General features: G+C 67.0%; 19 protein-coding genes. 9 read left to right on the top strand and 10 right to left on the bottom strand.

Annotated features, from left to right (window positions below; all coding sequences use genetic code 11):
* Positions 1-42: 42 nt before the first annotated feature.
* Positions 43-453, top strand: a complete 411-nt coding sequence (locus ABIB28_RS08520) for a DUF1489 family protein (protein WP_133191058.1) — start codon at positions 43-45, stop codon at positions 451-453.
* Between the two features lie 6 nt (positions 454-459).
* Here ABIB28_RS08520 and ABIB28_RS08515 read toward each other — a convergent pair whose 3' ends face one another.
* The 6 genes from ABIB28_RS08515 to ABIB28_RS08490 all read right to left on the bottom strand — a co-directional run bounded on the left by ABIB28_RS08515 (position 460) and on the right by ABIB28_RS08490 (position 6,089).
* Entirely contained in the window at positions 460-1,155 is a 696-nt protein-coding gene (locus ABIB28_RS08515) for a head GIN domain-containing protein (RefSeq protein WP_322161412.1), read from the bottom strand.
* A gap of 70 nt (positions 1,156-1,225) precedes the next feature.
* Positions 1,226-1,951 carry a head GIN domain-containing protein gene (locus tag ABIB28_RS08510; protein WP_354287778.1) on the bottom strand — a complete coding sequence of 242 codons (726 nt, stop codon included), beginning with the start codon at positions 1,949-1,951 and terminating at the stop codon, positions 1,226-1,228.
* 111 nt (positions 1,952-2,062) lie between these two features.
* On the bottom strand, positions 2,063-2,596 hold the full coding sequence (locus tag ABIB28_RS08505; protein WP_133191064.1) for a CarD family transcriptional regulator: 534 nt from the start codon (positions 2,594-2,596) through the stop codon (positions 2,063-2,065).
* Positions 2,597-2,849: 253 nt separating this feature from the next.
* Complete coding sequence (gene fdxA / locus ABIB28_RS08500; protein ID WP_010184201.1) at positions 2,850-3,188, bottom strand: ferredoxin FdxA; 339 nt, start codon at positions 3,186-3,188, stop codon at positions 2,850-2,852.
* Positions 3,189-3,221: 33 nt separating this feature from the next.
* On the bottom strand, positions 3,222-3,545 hold the full coding sequence (locus ABIB28_RS08495) for an RNA-binding S4 domain-containing protein (RefSeq protein WP_416194475.1): 324 nt from the start codon (positions 3,543-3,545) through the stop codon (positions 3,222-3,224).
* A gap of 3 nt (positions 3,546-3,548) precedes the next feature.
* Entirely contained in the window at positions 3,549-6,089 is a 2,541-nt protein-coding gene (locus ABIB28_RS08490; protein ID WP_354287775.1) for a helicase-related protein, read from the bottom strand.
* 262 nt (positions 6,090-6,351) lie between these two features.
* Between ABIB28_RS08490 and ABIB28_RS08485 the strand changes: the two genes are divergently transcribed.
* On the top strand, positions 6,352-7,818 hold the full coding sequence (locus ABIB28_RS08485) for a M23 family metallopeptidase (protein WP_354287773.1): 1,467 nt from the start codon (positions 6,352-6,354) through the stop codon (positions 7,816-7,818).
* Between the two features lie 105 nt (positions 7,819-7,923).
* Here the strand turns inward: ABIB28_RS08485 and ABIB28_RS08480 are convergent, their stop codons facing one another.
* Entirely contained in the window at positions 7,924-9,570 is a 1,647-nt protein-coding gene (locus tag ABIB28_RS08480; RefSeq protein ID WP_133191070.1) for an ATP-binding protein, read from the bottom strand.
* A 106-nt stretch (positions 9,571-9,676) separates the two neighbouring features.
* Complete coding sequence (locus ABIB28_RS08475) at positions 9,677-10,114, bottom strand: MAPEG family protein (protein ID WP_354287771.1); 438 nt, start codon at positions 10,112-10,114, stop codon at positions 9,677-9,679.
* A gap of 210 nt (positions 10,115-10,324) precedes the next feature.
* On the opposite strand from ABIB28_RS08475, the gene rpmF reads away from it, so the two are divergent.
* From rpmF to ABIB28_RS08450, 5 genes are all read left to right on the top strand, one after another.
* Positions 10,325-10,504, top strand: coding sequence for a 50S ribosomal protein L32 (gene rpmF, locus ABIB28_RS08470; protein WP_010184208.1), 180 nt, complete (start codon positions 10,325-10,327; stop codon positions 10,502-10,504).
* A 41-nt stretch (positions 10,505-10,545) separates the two neighbouring features.
* Positions 10,546-11,577, top strand: a complete 1,032-nt coding sequence (gene plsX / locus ABIB28_RS08465; RefSeq protein WP_133191072.1) for a phosphate acyltransferase PlsX — start codon at positions 10,546-10,548, stop codon at positions 11,575-11,577.
* Between the two features lie 8 nt (positions 11,578-11,585).
* The gene (locus ABIB28_RS08460; RefSeq protein WP_354287769.1) at positions 11,586-12,563 is read left to right on the top strand and encodes a beta-ketoacyl-ACP synthase III; all 978 of its coding nucleotides are present in this window, start codon (positions 11,586-11,588) and stop codon (positions 12,561-12,563) included.
* Between the two features lie 89 nt (positions 12,564-12,652).
* Positions 12,653-12,952, top strand: a complete 300-nt coding sequence (locus tag ABIB28_RS08455; protein WP_133191076.1) for an integration host factor subunit alpha — start codon at positions 12,653-12,655, stop codon at positions 12,950-12,952.
* Between the two features lie 8 nt (positions 12,953-12,960).
* On the top strand, positions 12,961-13,377 hold the full coding sequence (locus tag ABIB28_RS08450; protein ID WP_354287767.1) for a MerR family transcriptional regulator: 417 nt from the start codon (positions 12,961-12,963) through the stop codon (positions 13,375-13,377).
* Here the strand turns inward: ABIB28_RS08450 and ABIB28_RS08445 are convergent.
* Entirely contained in the window at positions 13,374-14,006 is a 633-nt protein-coding gene (locus ABIB28_RS08445) for a TetR/AcrR family transcriptional regulator (protein ID WP_133191080.1), read from the bottom strand. The genes ABIB28_RS08450 and ABIB28_RS08445 overlap by 4 nt on opposite strands.
* 116 nt (positions 14,007-14,122) lie before the next feature.
* Between ABIB28_RS08445 and ABIB28_RS08440 the strand changes: the two genes are divergently transcribed.
* A complete protein-coding gene (locus ABIB28_RS08440) occupies positions 14,123-16,474 on the top strand; it encodes a TonB-dependent receptor (RefSeq protein ID WP_354287765.1) in 2,352 nt (783 codons plus the stop codon).
* A gap of 70 nt (positions 16,475-16,544) precedes the next feature.
* The gene (locus tag ABIB28_RS08435; RefSeq protein WP_502958227.1) at positions 16,545-17,810 is read left to right on the top strand and encodes a spinster family MFS transporter; all 1,266 of its coding nucleotides are present in this window, start codon (positions 16,545-16,547) and stop codon (positions 17,808-17,810) included.
* Here ABIB28_RS08435 and ABIB28_RS08430 read toward each other — a convergent pair.
* The gene (locus ABIB28_RS08430) at positions 17,807-19,378 is read right to left on the bottom strand and encodes a peptide chain release factor 3 (protein WP_354287761.1); all 1,572 of its coding nucleotides are present in this window, start codon (positions 19,376-19,378) and stop codon (positions 17,807-17,809) included. The two genes, ABIB28_RS08435 and ABIB28_RS08430, sit on opposite strands and share 4 nt — an antisense overlap.
* Positions 19,379-19,386 lie beyond the last annotated feature (8 nt).

Here is a 19,386-nt window from a genome sequence, read left to right as displayed (position 1 = left end):
TTCGGGGTTGGCGCAGAGCGCGCGCTGCCCCATCTGCGACGGGTGCCGCTTCATCTCACCAAGGTCGCGTTCGGCGCGACCAGTCTCGACCATCTCGACGAACGCCTGCGCCAGCGCGGTGCCGAGGGGCCCGTGTTCCTGACGACGCGCTATCTGCCCAAACGGCATGAGGAGATCGTCGGAACGCCCGGCGGCTCGCTCTACTGGATCATCAAGCATACGCTCGTCGCGCGCTCGCCGATCCTCGGCTTCGGTGAGGCCGAGGGCGGGCGCGTCGCGATCCATATCGACCCGGCGCTGGTGCTGACCGAAGGCCGGCCGAAGCGCGCGCACCAGGGCTGGCGCTATCTCGAGCCAGGCGATGCGCCCGCCGATCTCGGCGCGGGGATGGTCGCGGGCGATGTCATGCCGACCGCGTTGCTCGCCAAATTGTCGGCGCTGGGATTGGTCTAGCGCCGCTTACGGCGCGCTGCCGCCGCACGTCACCGGCGCACCGGCGGGCGCCTTGACCTTGCATTTCGGGCTGCCCGAAACCGTTACCGCACCGAGCCCGGTCGTCACAACATCGGCGACGTAGCGCGCATTGGCTTGCGTCGCGCCCGATCCGTCGAGCCGCAACAGCGCTTCGTTGGCGAGCAACGCGCTCGCATCGATCGACCCCGCCCCGGTGCTGAGCACGCGCAACCGCGCGGTCCGCCCGCCAAGCGTCATCGCGCCCGCGCCGACGAGCGTCACCGAGACTTGATCGGCGGCGAGCTCGGGCGCGGTGATCGATCCGCTGCCGGAAATCTGCAGGTCGACGCGCGCCCCGCGCAGTGGCCCGGCAATGACGAGTTTGCCCCCGCCGATCACCGCCGCACCGCGGAGATCGGTCGTCCGCACATAGATCGTCGGCGGGTCGGCGGCGCCCGCCCGGGAAGAACCGTCCGAATCGCGCGCCGTCCCGCGGATCGTCAGCACCCGAGCATCGACATGCACGTCGAGCCCGTCGGTCGCGCCAGTCACGCGCGCGGCAGGCGTGCCGCGCGTCGCGAGCCGCACGTCGAACGGCCCCTCGACGCGGATCCGGTCGAAGTCCCCGATGAAATAGCTGCGCTCGGCGGCGTGCGCCGGCACGACCGCGACGAGCGCGGCAAGGGTCAGGAAACGCAACATCGCCGCGACCATCCGCGCAAGTGCCGCGCCACGCAAGCCTGATCGGCCGACCCCGATCAGCCGCCCCCGATCAGCCTCCGCAGCGCACCTCGCCCGAGCCAACCTTGGTCGTCGTGCAATGCGCCGCCGGCCCGAGATCGACATTGCCCGAGCCGACCATCGAAACCCGCGCCTCGCCACTGACATCGGCGGTGACGTCGCCCGATCCGGCGATCGACACCGTCGCGCCACGCGCCTTGAGCCCGCGCGCGGCAACATTGCCCGAGCCGGCGACATCGATCGCCAGCCGCTCGACCGCACCCTTGGCGGTGATATTGCCCGATCCGGCGACCGCCAGCTTGGCCTGCGGCACGGCAAGCGCGCCGATCGAGAGATCGCCCGAGCCTGCGGCATCGGCGTCGAAGCGCGCGCCCGCGACGCGGTCGATCGCCATATTGCCCGACCCGGCAATCCGCGCCGCAACAATCCGCGGCATCGTCACGAAGATCTTCACGCGGTCTTGCTTGGAACCCCAGCTGAAGCCGCCGAGGTTTTTCTTGCGCCCGAGGCGGAGCGTGTCGCCCTCGCGCACGATCTCGAGCTTGTCGAGCTCGCTGCGGGGCCCCTGCGCGCGCACCGAAAAGCCCGACCCGACGCGCACGTCGACATCGTTCGACCCACGCAGCGCGACGCCGGTGAAATCGGCGATCGCGAAGCTGCGCGTCGCACACGGGCCCGAGTCACCCGGGGGCGATGCGTCGCTGTTGAACGAGCACGCTGCGAGCGGGACGGCGATGAGAAACGGAAGGACGCGCATGACGGAACTCCTGTGTGTTGCAACAACAATACACTGACGAACCGGTCGCGCAACAAAAAAGGGGCAGCCGTCGCCGGCCGCCCCCTGATGGCACGTCGATGGTGCGAAGGATCAGGCCGGAGCCTTGTCCTTGTTGTGGATCGCGGCGGCCTTGCGCAGGATCTCGAGGATCTTTTCCTGTGCGGTCGGCTCGTCGACCTGCTCCATCGCGGCGAGTTCGCGCGCGAGGCGGCTGGTCGCGCCTTCGAAGATCTGGCGCTCGGAATAGCTCTGCTCGGGCTGGTCGTCGGCTCGGAACAGATCGCGGACCACTTCGGCGATCGACACGAGGTCGCCCGAATTGATCTTGGCTTCATATTCCTGCGCGCGACGCGACCACATGGTGCGCTTGACGCGCGGCTTGCCGGTCAGCGTGTCGAGCGCTTCACGCAACGTCTTGTCGCTCGAGAGCTTGCGCATCCCGACGCTTTCCGCCTTGTTGGTGGGCACGCGCAGCGTCATGCGCTCTTTTTCGAACCGCAGAACATAGAGTTCGAGCTGCATGCCGGCGATTTCCTGCCGTTGGAGCTCGATCACACGGCCGACACCGTGCTTGGGATAAACGACATAATCGCCGACGTCGAAGGACAGCGCCTTGGCAGCCATTCCGTAAGACCTTTCTGTGGACCGGGTATCCGGTGCAACGCATCCGCGGCAGAAAAGCTGCAGAGCACGTGCGGATGTGGGTGTTGTTGTACGTCTCCGTGCCGAAAGCGCGCGCGATGGCGCTTGCGTCCCTGTCCTTTTAACAGAGTCGTAATAAAATTACCAGCTAAACGTCGCACTCGCGACGTCATTGCGCATTGCTTTTGCGTGCAATCGCGGATCGAGGCCGAGTTCTGCCCCGATTCGCGACACTTCAGTCGCCCGCGCCCGGCTCGGGCGAGAAGAACTCCATCTTGCCCGGCTTGCCCTTCCACGCATCGGCATCGGCCGGCGTCTGGTTAGCGTTGCGCGTTACGTTGGGCCACTGGCCCGAGAAGGTCGTGTTGAGCTCGAGCCACTGCTCGAGACCCGATTCGGTGTCCGGGAGAATGGCCTCGGCGGGGCATTCGGGCTCGCACACGCCGCAATCGATGCACTCGCTGGGATTGATCACCAGCATGTTCTCGCCTTCGTAGAAGCAGTCGACCGGGCACACCTCGACGCAGTCCATGTACTTGCACTTGATGCAGGCATCGGTGACGACGTAGGTCATTAAAACACTCCCGGAGTACGAACGCTTGTGCTGCTATGCCCGAGCGTCACCGCCGTCAACGCTTGCGCGCGTCGGACGCGTATTTTCGAGCAACTCGTCGTAACACGCACGCCCCTCCTCGGGCGGACCGCGGCGCTGCGGCAGCACGAGCAGGCGGAGCGCGCGAACCCGGCCGGCGGGGGTCGCAAAGGCGATGACGCTGCCGATCCGCACCAGCGTCGCGGGCTTGTCGACCGCGCGACCATCGACGCGGACATGACCGCTCGCCGCCATGGTCTGCGCAATCGCGCGCGTTTTGACGATCCGCGCGAACCATAGAAAGCGGTCGAGCCGCATCGTGTGCGTCGATTCGCCCAAGCCTTACTCCGCCTGTCCGCCGAGCACGGCGAACGCGCCCGCCATCGCCCCTGCCATCGCCCCTGCCATCGCGGTGTCGCGCGGCGGTGGCGCAGGGCGCACCGGCGGGCGGCCGCGCCAGCTCCAGCGCAGCGTGTCGTCGGCGCTCGGCGCGGGGCGGAAGCCGAAGCCCCCCATCAATTGCTCGAGCGTCGCACGCGTCAGCCCCATCGAGAGCGCAAGCGCCGGATCGAGCACGAACGGTTTGCGCCCCTGGCTGCCGCGCGCGTCATGCGCCGCCCGCGCGATGCGTTCGATCAAGTCGATCCGCACTGCCTGCGCGCCGACCGGGCGATAGCCATGCGCCAGCGTCGCGCCCGGCGCGGCACGGTCGAGCACCGTCGCCCCTTCGCGCGGCCCTGCGCCCACCGGCTGCGTATTGCGTGCGGCGAGCAGGACGCGCCGCCAGCGCGCCGCGCCCGGCTTGAGCAACCGCGGATCGAACAGGTCGAGCGCGCCGATCGTGAACCCCGCCCCGCGAAACGCCTTCCGCGCCACCGGATCGAGTCCGTCGACCGCCACCGCAATATCGGCGCGCGCGACGATCCCGCCATGCGCGACGAGCGCCGCGGCAACCGCGCGCGACGCCGGGCTCGCGGCAGGATCGCGCTGGACGCCGTCGAGCACGACCAGCCCCGGCACGCTCCGCTTGAGCTGCCCGCCCAGCCACAGCTTCAGCCGCGCCTCGATCTTCCCACGCGCCTCGACGCTCAGACAGTCGAGCGCGCGGTCGAGCAACACGCGCGGTCGCAACACCGTCGGCCCCGGCGCGAGCGTCGCGACCGCAAGCTCGCCCCACAACAAAGTCGGCACCGCGCCAACCTCGGCCGACAGCGCCAGCGCGTGATCCTCCGCCTCGGCCAGCGCCACACCGCGCCGCGCGCGTTCGTCGCCGAGCCGGCGTTCGGCAGCGGCGAGCAGCAGCCGTTTGTCGGTCGCACGCGCATCGGGCGCGACGACGAAGCGGAAGCCGTCGAGCCGCCCGATCGCATGATCCTCGACCATCACCTCGCCCTGTGCGCCGATCGTGACGGGCAGCGCGCGCGGATCGGCGCCGATCTGGCGCATCAGCAGCGTCGTGCGCTTGTCGACGAAGCGCTGCGTGAGACTCACATGGAGCGCATCCGAGAGCCGCTCCTCGACCGCGCCCGCGCGTGCCGACCAATGCGCCGGATCGGCCAGCCAGTCGGCGCGGTTGGCGATGTACGACCAGCTCCGCGCCGCCGCGATCCGACCCGCCAGCGTCTCGACATCGCCCGCGACATTGTCGAGCCGCGCGATCTCGGCAGCGAACCAATCGTGCGGAATGTGGCCGTTGCCCTCGCTCAGATAGCCGAACAGCCGCGCGACGAAGCGCGTGTGCGGATCGACACCGAGCTTGCGAAAATCGGGAACGCCGCACGCCGCCCACAACCGCGCGACCATCGCCGGCGAGCGACACCGCCCGCGCACGCCGGGCTCCTCCGCCATCCGCTTCAACACCGCGAGATCGGTCGACTGCGGCGCCGCCCACAGCACGCGGTGCGCGGGGCGCTGCTCGAGGCTTTCGATCAGCGCATCGACACTCGCATAATCGGGCTCGCCCTGCCGCCAATAGAGCTGCTCGAGCGGCGGGAAGCGATGCTCCTCGATCGCGAACACTTCCTCGGGCGTGAACGCCCCCGGCCCTTCCTCGACCAAAGCGCCGAAGGTCCCATCGCGCTGGTGCCGCCCGGCGCGCCCGGCGATCTGCGCCATCTCGGCGACGCGCAGCCGCCGCTGGCGATGGCCGTCGAACTTGTTGAGGCTGGCAAAAGCAACATGCGCCACGTCCATGTTGAGCCCCATGCCGATCGCATCGGTCGCGACGAGATAATCGACCTCGCCCGCCTGGAACATCGCGACCTGCGCGTTGCGCGTGCGCGGGCTGAGCGCGCCCATCACCACCGCCGCGCCGCCACGCAAGCGCCGCAGCATCTCGGCGACCGCGTACACTTCCTCGGCGCTGAACGCGACGATCGCCGAGCGCTTGGGCAGCCGGCTGATCTTCTTCGCGCCGGCATAGCTCAGCGTCGAGAAGCGCGGGCGATTGATGATCTCGATCCCGGGCACCAGCGCCTTGAGCATCGGCCGCAGCGACTCCGAGCCGAGCAGCATCGTCTCCTCACGCCCGCGTGCGCGCAAAATGCGGTCGGTAAAGACGTGGCCGCGCTCGGGATCGGCGCCCAATTGCGCTTCGTCGAGCGCGACGAACGCGAGATCCTTGTCGAGCGGCATCGACTCTGCAGTGCACAGGAACCAGCGCGCGTCCTTGGGGACGATCTTTTCTTCGCCGGTGATCAGCGCGACGCGGTTCTCGCCCTTGAGCTTGACGACGCGGTCATAGACCTCGCGCGCCAGCAGCCGCAGCGGAAAGCCGATCATCCCGCTCGAATGCCCGCACATCCGCTCGACCGCGAGATGGGTCTTGCCGGTATTGGTCGGTCCGAGCACCGCCGTGACGGCATGTTCTGCGGTACGCTGCATGACGCGTGCAACATCGCGTGCCGGGCACCTAAGTGCAACCACTAGGCAAAAATACGATCTGCAGCGGCCGCGTTAACCACGCTAAAGCGCTGCCTAACACAGCGTTTCTCCATCTCGTCGCAGCGCGGCAACGCATCGGCGTTCTGCGCGCTTTCCAAGGGCGGGGTTAATTTGACTTTAGGGTTTTGGCACCACAGTCATTTGGCTCCATGCTGCGGGGCGGAACGAGCAGCGTGTATCGATTTCTCGGGGGCGCGAATCCTTGTTCTTGCGTAACGATCATGGGCTCGACCAGGCTGGCGGCACCGCCGCCATCTCCTTCGGTCGCGCGCTCGTGCCCAATGCCGAGCGCACCCGCTTCGAAAAACTGCGCGCCGCCGCGCTGCATATCGATTGGGTTCCCGATCTCGGATCGCGGATCGGCTCGCTCGACTGGTGGCGCGGTACTGCGACCTGCGCCGCTCTGTGCGCCACCGCGATCGCGATCGCCCCGCCGATCACTCGCCCGATCCTGGGCGCGATCCCCGCACCGCTGACTGGCGCCGACCGTGACGAAGCCCGCGCGCAAGCGATCCTGCCGCTCGCGCTCGGCGCGAACAGCGGGCGGCACATGGCGTCGAACGACCTGGTCGTCCCGCTCGCCGAAGCCCCCGAACGCCCGGTCGAGGACCGCACCGCGACCGTCGGCCAGGGTGACAGTTTCGGCGACATGCTCCAGCGCGCCGGCGTATCCGAACGCGATGCGCAAAACGCCGTCGCGCTGATCGCGAGCTCGGTTCCGCTCGGCGATCTGAAACCCGGCACGCAAGTCCCGATGACGCTCGGCCGCCGCCCCAATCGCAGCGTCGCACGCCCGCTCGAGGCGCTCGCCTTGCGCGCCCGCTTCGACGAGCAGCTGACGCTCAAGCGCGTCGGCGACCAGCTCGTGCTGACCAAGCAATCGATCGCGATCGACACGACCCCGCTGCGCATCCAGGGCCCGGTCGGCAGCAGCCTGTACCGCTCGGCGCGCGCCGCCGGCGTGCCGGTCAAACTGGTCGAGACGTACATCAAGGCGATTGCGAGCAAGTTCGCGATCGGCCGCGTCGGGCGCGACGATTCGTACGACCTGGTGATCGAGCGCAAGCGTGCCGCGACGGGCGAAACGCAGCTCGGCAATCTGCTGTTCGCCGGGCTCGACCACGGCGCCGCCAAGACGCAGCTCGTGCAATGGACCGACGGCACCTGGTACGAAGCGAGCGGCCAGTCCGAGCGGCAGGGCATGTTCACCATGCCGGTATCGATGGCGCGGATCACCTCGAGCTTTGGCATGCGCTTCCACCCGCTGCTCGGCTTCACGCGGATGCACAAGGGCATCGACATCGGCACCGCGTGGGGCACGCCGATCCACGCCCCCGCCGACGGCACGATCACCTATGCCGGGCGCAGCGGCGGGTATGGCAATTTCATCAAGCTGTCGCATGGCGGCGGGATCGAGACGCATTACGGCCATCTCAGCCGCTTCGCGACGCGCCCCGGGCAGCATGTGTCCCGCGGCGAGGTGATCGGCTATTCGGGCAATAGCGGCATGTCGACCGGCCCGCATCTCCACTGGGAAGTGCTGCGCGGCGGCGTCGCGGTCAATCCGCGCGGCTTCTCCTTCTCGAGCGTGGCGACGCTGTCGGGCGAGCAATTGCGCGCGTTCAAGGCGAAGGTTGCCAGCCTGCTCGCGGTCAAGCCGGGCGCGTAAGCCGCGTCACCGGTTCGATCCGGGGTCCGTACGAGCCGCCAGCCGCACCCTGTAACACCGATCGCACGCCTGGATGCCGGATCACGTCCGGCATGACGCAGCCGCCTACCGCCCTTGCGCTCGCCAGCGCTTCAAGGTCCGCGCGATGATCTCGCCTTCGCCGCCGGTCTGGCGCCACAATTGCGAGAAGAGCGGATCGTCCGACGCCGGCCGCTTGTCGTCGGCGAGCGAATCGAACGAGACGCGGATCGGGATCGCGACGCCCTCGCCGCAGATGATGCACTCGCGGTTGCGCAAGGCCGGGATCGAATCGAGGAAGCCGCGCGCGCCCTCGGGCATCGCCGCGCGGACGAACGCCTGGTCGCGATCGTTGTTGAGCCGCATCGCGATGATCGTACCGCATTGCGAGAGCACACCCTCGGCCAGATCCGACGGCCGCTGCGTGATCAGCCCGAGCGAGACGCCGTATTTGCGCCCCTCCTTGGCGATTCGCGAGAGGATCCGCCCGACGCTCGATCCGTCGCCATTGCCGGCGGGGATGTAGCGATGCGCTTCCTCGCAGACGAGCAGGATCGGCCGCTGCGGCTCGCCGCGCGACCAGATCGCGAAATCGAACACCATCCGGCTGAGCACCGCGACCACCACCGAGGTGATCTCGCTCGGCACGCCCGACACGTCGATGATCGAAATCGGCTTGCCGTCGCCCGGCAAGCGGAACACGCGTTCGATGAAGCCCGCCATCGTATCGGCGACGAGCATGCCGGAGAACATGAAGCCGTAGCGCGGATCGGCCTTGATCTCGTCGATCTTGGTGCGCAACCGCAGATACGGCGCGGTGTCACCGGCGCGGTCCATCTTGCCCATTTCGAGGCCGATCAGATTGGTCAGGTCGCTCAGCAGATAGGGCACCGGCGCATCGACCGTCAGCTTGCCGATCTCCTGGCCCAGCCGCCCCTTGGCGCGCGCCATCAGCAGGCATTTGGCGAGGATGTCGGCGTCGATCTGCTTCTCCGACCCCGACGAGGTGACGAACACCTCGCAATGTTCCTCGAAGTTCATCAGCCAATACGGCATTTGCAGATTCGACACGTCGTAGATCGCACCATTACCCTTGAATGCCGCGGCATATTCGCCGTGCGGATCGATCATCACGATATGCCCCTGCGGGCTGAGCTCGCAGATGCGGTGGAGGATCAGCGCGGCGCTGGTCGACTTGCCCGTGCCGGTGCTGCCGAGCAGCGCGAAATGCTTGCCGAGCATCGCATCGACATACAGCGCGGCGCGGATGTCCTTGGTCGGATAGACCGTGCCGATCTCGATATTCGCGCGGTCGTCGGCCGAATAGATCTGCCGCAGGTCGGTGGTCGAGACCGGGTATACCGCGCAGCCCGGAGTCGGATAGCGCGTCACGCCGCGGCGGAACTTGTAGAGCTTGCCGGTGAGCTTCTCCTCGTCGCCCTCGCCGAGGAAGTCGACCGTCGCGGCGATCCGGTCGTCATGCCCGTCGATCAGCTTGAGCGAGCGGATATTGGCGATCAGCCACGTCCCGCCGACGCGCATCTTGATCTGGCTGCCGACCGACCCGGCGGTGGCAATCACCGGATCGGCACTGCCCACCGTCGCGTCGAGCGCCAGCGCATCGAGCATCACCAGGCTGCTCGACCCGGCGATTTCGAACACCATGCCGATACAGGGCGCTGTCGCGGTTACGGCGTTGGGCGCGAAGGCATGTGCGCTCGGCATTTCGGTCATCGTGGTCGGATCCCCCCGGGTGAGGGCACCGCAATGCACGAAAATCGGTAAACATCCGGTGAGGATGCTGCTGCGTACATTCCGTACCGCGACGCTATGCCGCGGCTTACCCCGCTGGCACCGCGCTGACCGCCGGCACGCCATGCACCGCAGGCGCCACGAACGGCAGCGTCACGGCGTACCCGCCGAGCCCGAGCAGCAAGGCGAAGGTCACCAGCGTCCCCAGCTCGCGCCCGAGCCGCATCCCGTCCATGCCGAGCGCATGCGCCACGCGTGCGAGCACGAACAGCACGCTTGCCACCCACAGCCACAGGCTCGTGCCGTTGGTGAATTCGATCAGCGCGATCAGAATGAGGATGAACGGCGCCGATTCGATGAAATTGGCGTGCGCGCGCATCCGGCGAATCAGCGCCTCGTTTCCGCCATCGCCGATGCTGACCTTGGTCTGGCGGCGAATCGCCCCGGTGCGCATCGCCAGCCACAGGTTGAGAATCGCCGCGGCGCCGGCGCTTACCAGCGCGATCGGCAAAAGAATTGGTCCCATCGATACCCCCAAAAGTCACTAAACCATCTCGGCGGAGACCCTGGCACCCCATGCACAAGCTTGCAACGCCGTGGGGAATCGCTATAGGCCGCGATCTTCGCGATCTGTCTGGCATCGGTGCCGCTCGCGCGGCCAGCCTCAGGCGTTGGTTGCGTAAGAGCCCGGACCGGGCGTATCGCACCTGTCAGACACGTATAAGGTTTCGCCAAAATGGCCGTCCCCAAAAGAAAAACCACGCCGTCCAAGCGCGGCATGCGTCGCAGCCACGATTCGCTGACGGTTGCGTCGTTCCAGGAATGCCCGAACTGCGGCGAACTGAAGCGCCCGCACAATCTGTGCCCGTCGTGCGGACACTATAACGGCCGCGAGATTCTCTCGGTCGAAGGCTGATTCGACGCATCGCCCGTCTAGTTGAACAGGGAGCGACCAGCGTGACGAACAGCTCCCGGATCGCAATCGATGCGATGGGCGGCGATGAAGGCCTGGCGGTGATGCTCGCCGGCGTTGCGCGTGCGCGCCGCCGGTTCGAGGACATGCGCTTCATTCTCGTCGGTGACGAAAGCGCGATCGCGGCTGGGCTGAAGGATCACCCCAACCTCAGCGCGCATTCCGAGATCGTCCATGCATCCGACGTGATCGGCTCGGCTGAGAAGCCGAGCCAGGCGCTGCGCCGTGCCAAGACCACGTCGATGGGAATCGCGATCGACATGGTCAAGCAAGGCCGTGCCGCCGCGTGCGTGTCGAGCGGCAATACCGGCGCGCTGATGGCGATGTCGAAGCTGTCGCTGCGGATGATCCCCGGGATCGACCGCCCCGCGCTCGCCGGGCTGATGCCCTCGCTCGGTGCCAACGACACCGTCGTGCTCGATCTCGGCGCCAATACCGAGTGCGATTCGCGCAATCTCATCCAGTTCGCGGTGATGGGCGCGGCGTACGCCCGCACCACGCTCGACCTCGCACGACCACGCGTCGCGCTGCTCAACATCGGCAGCGAGGACCAGAAGGGGACCGAGACGATTCGCGACGCGGCCACGGCCTTGCGTGCGGCAACGCACCTCCCGCTCGATTTCACCGGCTTTATCGAGGGCGACAAGCTCTCGCGCGGCGATGTCGACGTGATCGTGTGCGATGGCTTCTCGGGCAATATCGCGCTCAAGACCGCCGAGGGGACCGCGCGCTTCGTCGCCGATCTGCTCAAGCGCGCGTTCCGTTCGTCGACACGCTCGAAGATCGGCTTCCTGATCTCGCGCCCGGCGACCGAATTGCTGCGCCATCATCTCGACCCGAACAACCATAATGGTGCCGTGTTTCTCGGGCTCAATGGGTTGGTGGTAAAGAGCCATGGCGGCGCCAACGAGATCGGCGTGTGCACCGCGATCGCGGCGGCGGCGAAGATGGTACGCGACGATCTGACCCGGCGCATCGCCGAGGATCTAGGCGATTTCGAGAAAAAGGCAGCGTAATGCCCCCTATGTCAGTGCGTAGCGTCATCATCGGGACCGGATCGGCGCTGCCAGCGCGCCGCGTCTCCAATGCCGAACTGGCCGAAACCGTCGATACGTCGGACGAATGGATCGTCGAGCGCACCGGCATCCGCTTCCGCCATATCGCCGGGCCTGACGAGACGACGGCAACGCTCGCCGCCGACGCGTGCCGCGCAGCGCTCGGCGCGGCCGGGATCTCGGCGCACGAGATCGACCTGATCGTGCTCGCGACCGCGACCCCCGACCAGACCTTCCCGTCGAGCGCCACCAAGGTGCAGGCGATGCTCGGCATCGACGATTGCGTTGCCTTCGACGTGGCGGCGGTCTGCTCGGGCTTCCTCTACGCGCTCCAGGTCGCCGACAGCATGCTGCGCAGCGGCGCCGCCAAGCGCGCTTTGGTGATCGGCGCGGAAACCTTCAGCCGGATCCTCGACTGGGAAGACCGCGCGACGTGCGTACTGTTCGGCGATGGCGCCGGCGCGGTGGTGCTCGAGGCGCAGGAAAATGGCGACACCGGGAACGAAGGGCGCGGCATCCTCGCGATGCGGCTGCACGCCGACGGTCGCCACAACGAGATGCTCTATGTCGATGGCGGTCCCTCCACAACCGGGACGGTCGGCAAGGTCCGGATGAAGGGCCGCGAGGTGTTCCGCCACGCCGTCGTCAACCTCGCCTCGGTCATGACCGAGACGCTCGACCGCGCCGGGCTGACCGCCGCCGACGTCGATTGGGTCGTGCCGCATCAAGCCAATGCGCGCATCCTCGACGCTACGGCACGCAAGCTTCATCTCGCGCCGGAGAAGGTCATCGTTACGGTCGATCAGCATGCCAACACTTCGGCAGCGTCCGTACCGCTCGCGCTCGACACCGCAGTCAAGGACGGACGAATTACGCAAGGTGACGTGATCGTCCTCGAGGCGATGGGCGGCGGTTTTACCTGGGGGGCAGCGGTCGTTCGGTTCTGATAATTGTTAAACATCGGGGGCAAAGACCTTTTCCCACCTGCTTTGTTATGATAGCGTAAGGGTCTTGGTGTTTTTGTGGGAACGTTTCGATGGAAGCTGCGGGAACCTTGACGCGCGCCGATCTGGCCGAAGCACTGCATCACAATGTCGGCCTCTCGCGTACCGATTCATCGAAGATGGTCGAGCAGATCCTGCATCACATGTGCAGCGCGCTCGCCCAGGGCGACAACGTCAAGATTTCGGGCTTCGGCACCTTCGTGCTGCGCGACAAGGGTGAACGCATCGGCCGCAACCCCAAGACGGGCATCGAAGTGCCGATCGCGCCGCGCCGCGTGCTGACCTTCCGCGCCAGCCAGATGATGCGCGACCGCATCGTCGAAGCCGACTGATCCATCGCATGACGGTGCCGCCCGTGCGGGCCGGGGAACAGGCGACTGGAGAGAAGGCGTCGGGCGAAAAGGTGTCCGGCGACAAGGCCGCAGGTGCCTATCGCACGATCGGCGAGCTCGCGCGCGATACCGGGCTGCCGCAGCATATCCTGCGCTATTGGGAAACGCGCTTTCCGCAATTGCGCCCGCTCCAGCGCGCGGGCAACCGCCGCTATTATCGCCCCGAGGATGTCGCGCTCGTCGAGCGGATCGCGACGATGCTCAACCGCGACGGCTACACCATCCGCGGCGTGCAACAAGCGCTCGCAGGTGGCCGCAAGACCGCCGAAGCCGTACCCGTCAGCCCCGCGAGCGCAACGGGCGATGCGGTCCGCGCTGTCCGCGACTCGCTTGCGGCAGCGCTCGTCGCGGATAGCGCGCGCTAGGGCGCGAGCCCGCGCGCGAGCATCTCGGCAACCGTATCGGCGATCGTGTCGAGCGTCAGATCCTCCTCCCACACGCCGTAGCGCAGGCCGAGGAACACGTTCATCCCCATGATCGCCCAGGCATGGACCTCGGACACATCGCTGCGGATCTCGCCGCGCTCGGCGCCCGCCTTGAGCCGTGCCGCGATCCGCTCGGCGGTCGTCGCATAATGCAGCTTGAACGACGCCGGATCGACGAACTCGGCCTCGTCGATGATCCGGTAGATCTCCTTGTGCCCGCGCACGAACGCGACGAACTCGCGTAAGCCAGCGCGCTCGGCCGCAATCTGGTCGGGCGCGGCGCGAATCGCGGGCGCGACTCGGTCGCGTACCTGATCCGACATGTCGCGCACCAGCGCACGGAACACCGCGTCCTTCGAATCGAAATAGGTGTAGAAACTCCCGAGCGCGACGCCCGCGCGGCGCGTGATCCCGCTCACCGATGCGTCGTGAAACCCGCGCTCGCCGAATTCGACCGCCGCCGCGTCGAGGATCGCGCGCAGCGTCTTGCGCCCGCGTTCGGTACGCGGCGCCTTGCCTTCACTTGCGGCTGATGGGCTGGTCGCCGGAGCGACGGGTGCGTCCGCCATGGTGCCTGTCATTTCTCAAGTTGAAACCCGGTTCAGGTTTCAGTATAGCCTTCGTAACGCGCGCACAACCCGGACGATATCGGGCCATCTGGATGCGCCGCAGGAGGGGATGATTGATGACACGCCTGAAGTCCGTGCGCGCTTTGCTCTTTGCCGGCGCCGCCTTTGCGGGATCGACCGCCCTCCCCGCCACCGCCCAGACCGCGCCTGCACCTGCCCCCGCCGGCCAGCCGCAGGCCGACGAAACCGCGTCGGGCGAGATCGTCGTCACCGCGCGCCGCCGCGAGGAGACGCTGCTCAACGTGCCGATCGCGGTGACCGCTTTCTCGGCCGATCGGCTCGAGAAGACCGGCGCGGTCGATCTCACCGACATCCAGAATGTCACCCCCAACACCACGCTCAAGAATGCGCGCGGCACCAACTCGACGCTCGCCGCCTTCATCCGCGGCGTCGGCCAGCAGGATCCCGTCCCCGGCTTCGAGGCGGGCATCGGCATCTATCTCGACGACGTCTATCTCAACCGCCCGCAGGCGGCGGTGCTCGACATCTATGACGTCGAGCGGATCGAAGTGCTGCGCGGCCCGCAGGGCACACTCTACGGCCGCAACACGATCGGCGGCGCGGTGAAATATGTCACCAAGCGCTTGCCCGACAGCCCCGAGGCGAGCCTCAAGGCGAGCTACGGCTCGTACAACCAGGCCGACGGCATCGTCAGCCTGTCGACCCCGATCGGTTCGCTGTTCAAGGTCGGCGTGGCCGGCGCGCGGCTGACGCGCGACGGGTTCGGGCGCAACACCAACCTCGGCATCGACAATTACAACAAGAACCTCTGGGCGGGCCGCGGCACGATCGAATTCGAATCGCCCGACAGCCGGATGAGCCTGCGCCTGACCGGCGACTATACCGAGGACAAGTCGAACGCGCGCAACGGCTCGCGCCTGATCACCAGCCTGCTGACCAACACGCCCGTCCAGTCCAACCCGTTCGACACCCGCGCCGGGCTCAACACGCCAAAACAGAACATCCAGGCGGGCGGCCTGTCGATGGTCGCGACCGGCGAACTGAGCGATCATCTCACGATCAAGAGCATCAGCGCGTTCCGCAAGGATCGTTCGTTCACCCCGATCGATTTCGACGCGCTCCCCGCGGTCGATGTCGACGTGCCCGCGGTCTATCGCAACGAGCAGACCAGCCAGGAATTCCAGCTGGCCTACAAGAGCGACACGCTCAACGGGCTGATCGGCTATTACTATCTCGGCGCGAAGGCCTCGACGGGGTTCGACGTGCTGCTCTCGACGACGCTCGCCAATTTCGACGCCTATACCGCGGGCGACGTGCGGACCGAGACGCACTCGATCTTCGGCGACTTCACCTATGATTTCACGCCCAAGCTCAGCCTGTCGCTCGGCGGGCGCTATACCTGGGACGAGCGTCGGTCGTTCATCTTCAAGGCGAGCTATTTCGGCCTGACCTCGGAATTCGGCGGAAACCCGACGATCGTCGGCGCGCCGTCGACCAATTTCAACGGCACCGCCAAGTTCAAGCGCTTCACCCCGCGCGCCTCGCTCAGCTTCAAGCCGAGCGCCGACCACTTGCTCTATGCGTCCTATTCGGAAGGCTTCAAGGGCGGCGGGTTCGATCCGCGCGGCTCGGGCACCTCGGCGCCCGACGTCAACCAGGACGGCGTGCGCAGCTACCAGGAAATCTACAACTACCTGCTGTTCAAGCCCGAGGTGGTGAAGAGCTACGAGATCGGCTGGAAGGGTTCGGTGTTCGACAAGCGCCTGACCTTCGCGCTCGACGGCTTCTATTCGAACTACAGCAACGTCCAGGTGCCGGGCTCGGTCGGCTGCATCATCGGCGGAGTACAGTCGTTCTGCGGCATCACCACCAACGCCGCCAAGGCGACGATCAAGGGCATCGAGCTCGAATCGAACGCGGTGCTCGCGCGCGATTTCGCCGGCGCCGGATCGAACGTGTCGCTCGCCGGAACGCTCGGCTATATCGACGCCAAATACGATCGTTTCATCGGCCCGACTGGCACCGACGTCGCCAATGTCCGCGTCTTCCAGAATACGCCCGACTGGACCGCGTCGGGTACGCTGTCGGCCAACATCCCGACCGGCCCGGGCCGCATCAACGCCTCGACCACGCTGTCGTATCGCAGCCTGACGCACCAGTTCGAGACCGCGAGCCCGTTCCTCGACCAGCCGGGCTATGCGCTGTGGGACGCGAACTTGACCTACACCTTCGGCAAGGGGCGCTATTCGATCGGCGTCCACGCCAAGAACATCACCGACAAGCATTACAAGACGTCGGGCTACCAATATATCAGCTCGACGCTCGCCGGGGTGCCGATCCTGAACGCTGCCGGGCGCTATACGCCGACGCTCGGCAAGGAAGGCATCGCCACCGCCTTCTACGGCAATCCGCGGCAAGTGTTCGGCACGATCACCGCGCGCTTCTGACCGCCAGACTATCGCGCACCGGCCGCTTGCGTTGCGCACGCGGCCGGTGCGATGATTCGGGGATATGACCATGACCGCCGCGCCCGCCCCCCGCTCCCCTGCCCGGGCGCGCCTCGTCCTGGCGATGTTGCTCGTGGTCTACACGTTCAACTTTCTCGACCGCCAGATCCTCAGCATCCTGGCGACGCCGATCAAGGCCGACCTGCATCTGAGCGACGCGCAGTTCGGCGCGGTCGGCGGGCTCGCCTTCGCGATCCTCTATTCGGTGCTCGGCGTGCCGCTCGCCTTCCTTGCAGACCGTACCAGCCGCAGCGGCGTGGTGATGTGGTCGCTGATCGTGTGGAGCGGCTTCACCGCTCTGTGCGGGACGGCGACGGGCTATTGGCAACTCTTCTTCTACCGGCTCGGCGTCGGCGTCGGCGAGGCGGGCGGGGTTGCGCCGTCTTATGCGCTGATCTCCGATTATTTCCCGCCCGAACGCCGCGCGCGTGCACTCGCGGTCTATTCGCTCGGCATTCCGATCGGGCTTGCGGGCGGCGTGCTGCTCGGCGGGTATATCGCCGCGCTGGTCAATTGGCAGACCGCGTTCATCGCGGTCGGCGCGGCGGGGATCGTGGTCGCGCCGCTGTTCCGCTGGCTGGTGCGCGACGTGCCACGGCCCTTGGTGAGCGCGCAGGATGCGGTGCCGGTGAGCGCGGTGTTCGCCATCCTCGCGCGCAAACCCGCCTTCTGGCTGCTCGCCTTCGGGGCGTCGTTCAGCTCGCTGTGCGGCTATGGCCTCGCGCTGTGGGCGCCCTCGGTGCTGATTCGCAGCTTCCATTTCAGCCTGATCGAGACAGGCCAGTTCATGGGATCGCTGCTGCTGATCGGCGGCGTCGGCGGCGTATTCGCGGGCGGCTGGCTCGCCGACCGGCTCGGGCGGAGCGACCGCGGCTGGTATGCGAGGCTCCCCGCGATCGCCTGGGCGATCACCGCGCCGATGTACGCGCTCGGTCTGCTCGCGCCCAATCCGTGGGTGGCGTGGCCGCTGCTGCTGATTCCCAACGCGCTCAACATCCTGTGGCTCGGGCCCGTTGCGACGGCGGTCCAGCACCTCGTGCCGCCACCGATGCGCGCGACCGCGTCGGGCAGCTTCCTGTTCATCAACAATCTGATCGGGCTCGGCGTCGGGCCGATCCTGATGGGTGGCCTGTCGGATCACCTCAAGGCCACGAGCGGCGTCGAATCGCTGCGCTACGCCGCGGTCGGCTGCCTCGGCTTCTATGTCCTGGCGGCTGCCCTCGTCCTCTTCGCAGTCCCGTCGCTGCGCCGCGACTGGGTCGACGAGCGCGCTTAACGCTCGCGCGTCGCCGCGAATTTCACCTTGGGGTAGCGGTCGGCGACATAGCCGACGTCCCACGCCGTCTTCGCCAGATAGACCGGATTGTTGTCGCGGTCCTTCGCCATCGCCGTACGGTTGAGGTCCATGAACGCCTTGAGGTCGGCCGGATCCGCCGCCGAAACCCAGCGCGCGGTGTCGTACGGCGCCATTTCGAGCCCCGCATCGACCTTATACTCCGCCTCGAGCCGGCTCAGCAGCACCTCGAGCTGGAGCTGCCCGACCACGCCGATGATCCAGTTCGACCCGATCTCGGGATAGAAGACCTGCGTCACCCCCTCCTCGGCCATGTCGTCGAGCGCTTTCCGAAGCTGCTTGGTCTTGGTCGGATCCTTCAACGCGACACGCCGCAGGATTTCCGGCGCGAAATTGGGCAGCCCGGTGAAGCGCACGTCGGCGCGCTCGGACAGCGTGTCCCCCACGCGCAGCGTGCCGTGGTTGGGGATGCCGATGATGTCGCCCGGAAACGCCTCGTCGGCGAGCTCGCGCTCGCGCGCGAAGAACAGGATCGGCGAGTGGATCGCGATCGGCTTGCCGTGCCCGGTCGGGGTCAGCTTCATGCCGCGCTTGAAGGTGCCCGAGCACAGCCGCATGAACGCGATGCGATCGCGGTGGTTGGGGTCCATATTCGCCTGGACCTTGAACACGAAGCCGGTGACGTCCGCACGTTCTGGCAAAACCTCGGCGGGCTCGGCCGGCTGCGGGCGCGGGCCCGGCGCGTGGCGGCCGAGCGCGTCGATCAGCTCGGCAACGCCGAATTCCTTGAGCGCCGATCCGAAATAGACCGGCGTCTGGTCGCCGCCGCGATACGCTTCGACATCGAACGCGCCATAGCCGCCGAGCGCGAGCTCGGTTTCGTCCTGAAGCAGCTTCAGCCCCGCCGGGCTCAGCGTCTTGGCGAGCGCGGGATCGTCGAGCCCGGTGAAGCTCAAGGCCTTGCCCATGAACTCGCGGCTCGGCCCCTCGGGCTGGCTGAGGCTGTTGGCGTGGAGATCGTACACCCCCTCGAAATCGCTGCCCATGCCGACCGGCCAGCTCATCGGCGTGACGTCCAACTGGAGCATCTCGGCGATCTCGTCGAGCAGGTCGAACGGCGGACGCCCCTCGCGATCGACCTTGTTGACGAAGGTGATGATCGGCACCGAACGCAGCCGGCACACCTCGAACAGTTTGCGCGTCTGCGCCTCGATACCGCGCGCGGCGTCGATCACCATCACCGCCGAATCGACCGCGGTCAGCGTGCGGTAGGTGTCCTCCGAAAAGTCCTCGTGGCCCGGCGTGTCGAGCAAGTTGAAGGTCAGGCCGTTCCGCTCGAAGGTCATCACCGACGAGGTGACCGAGATGCCGCGCTGCTGCTCGATCTTCATCCAGTCCGAGCGCGCACGGCGGTTCTGCCCGCGCGCTTTCACTTCCCCCGCCAGATGGATCGCGCCACCGAACAGCAACAGCTTTTCGGTCAGCGTGGTCTTGCCGGCGTCGGGGTGAGAGATGATCGCGAAGGTGCGGCGGTCGGACGTGTGATTCATCTGCGCGG

The sequence above is a fragment of the Sphingomonas sp. UYEF23 genome (genome assembly GCF_040546165.1).
GTDB classification, from domain to species: Bacteria; Pseudomonadota; Alphaproteobacteria; order Sphingomonadales; family Sphingomonadaceae; genus Sphingomonas; species Sphingomonas glacialis.
This window is presented reverse-complemented; position numbering and strand designations above follow the sequence as displayed.

Excerpts from the sequence above, each read along its gene's own strand:
- ABIB28_RS08515 (WP_322161412.1), bottom strand. The coding sequence starts at position 1,155 with ATGTTGCGTTTCCTGACCCTTGCCGCGCTCGTCGCGGTCGTGCCGGCG.
- ABIB28_RS08510 (WP_354287778.1), bottom strand. The coding sequence starts at position 1,951 with ATGCGCGTCCTTCCGTTTCTCATCGCCGTCCCGCTCGCAGCGTGCTCG.
- ABIB28_RS08505 (WP_133191064.1), bottom strand. The coding sequence starts at position 2,596 with ATGGCTGCCAAGGCGCTGTCCTTCGACGTCGGCGATTATGTCGTTTAT.
- fdxA (WP_010184201.1), bottom strand. The coding sequence starts at position 3,188 with ATGACCTACGTCGTCACCGATGCCTGCATCAAGTGCAAGTACATGGAC.
- ABIB28_RS08490 (WP_354287775.1), bottom strand. The coding sequence starts at position 6,089 with ATGCAGCGTACCGCAGAACATGCCGTCACGGCGGTGCTCGGACCGACC.
- ABIB28_RS08480 (WP_133191070.1), bottom strand. The coding sequence starts at position 9,570 with ATGACCGAAATGCCGAGCGCACATGCCTTCGCGCCCAACGCCGTAACC.
- ABIB28_RS08475 (WP_354287771.1), bottom strand. The coding sequence starts at position 10,114 with ATGGGACCAATTCTTTTGCCGATCGCGCTGGTAAGCGCCGGCGCCGCG.
- rpmF (WP_010184208.1), top strand. The coding sequence starts at position 10,325 with ATGGCCGTCCCCAAAAGAAAAACCACGCCGTCCAAGCGCGGCATGCGT.
- ABIB28_RS08460 (WP_354287769.1), top strand. The coding sequence starts at position 11,586 with ATGTCAGTGCGTAGCGTCATCATCGGGACCGGATCGGCGCTGCCAGCG.
- ABIB28_RS08455 (WP_133191076.1), top strand. The coding sequence starts at position 12,653 with ATGGAAGCTGCGGGAACCTTGACGCGCGCCGATCTGGCCGAAGCACTG.
- ABIB28_RS08450 (WP_354287767.1), top strand. The coding sequence starts at position 12,961 with ATGACGGTGCCGCCCGTGCGGGCCGGGGAACAGGCGACTGGAGAGAAG.
- ABIB28_RS08445 (WP_133191080.1), bottom strand. The coding sequence starts at position 14,006 with ATGGCGGACGCACCCGTCGCTCCGGCGACCAGCCCATCAGCCGCAAGT.
- ABIB28_RS08440 (WP_354287765.1), top strand. The coding sequence starts at position 14,123 with ATGACACGCCTGAAGTCCGTGCGCGCTTTGCTCTTTGCCGGCGCCGCC.
- ABIB28_RS08435 (WP_502958227.1), top strand. The coding sequence starts at position 16,545 with ATGACCGCCGCGCCCGCCCCCCGCTCCCCTGCCCGGGCGCGCCTCGTC.
- ABIB28_RS08430 (WP_354287761.1), bottom strand. The coding sequence starts at position 19,378 with ATGAATCACACGTCCGACCGCCGCACCTTCGCGATCATCTCTCACCCC.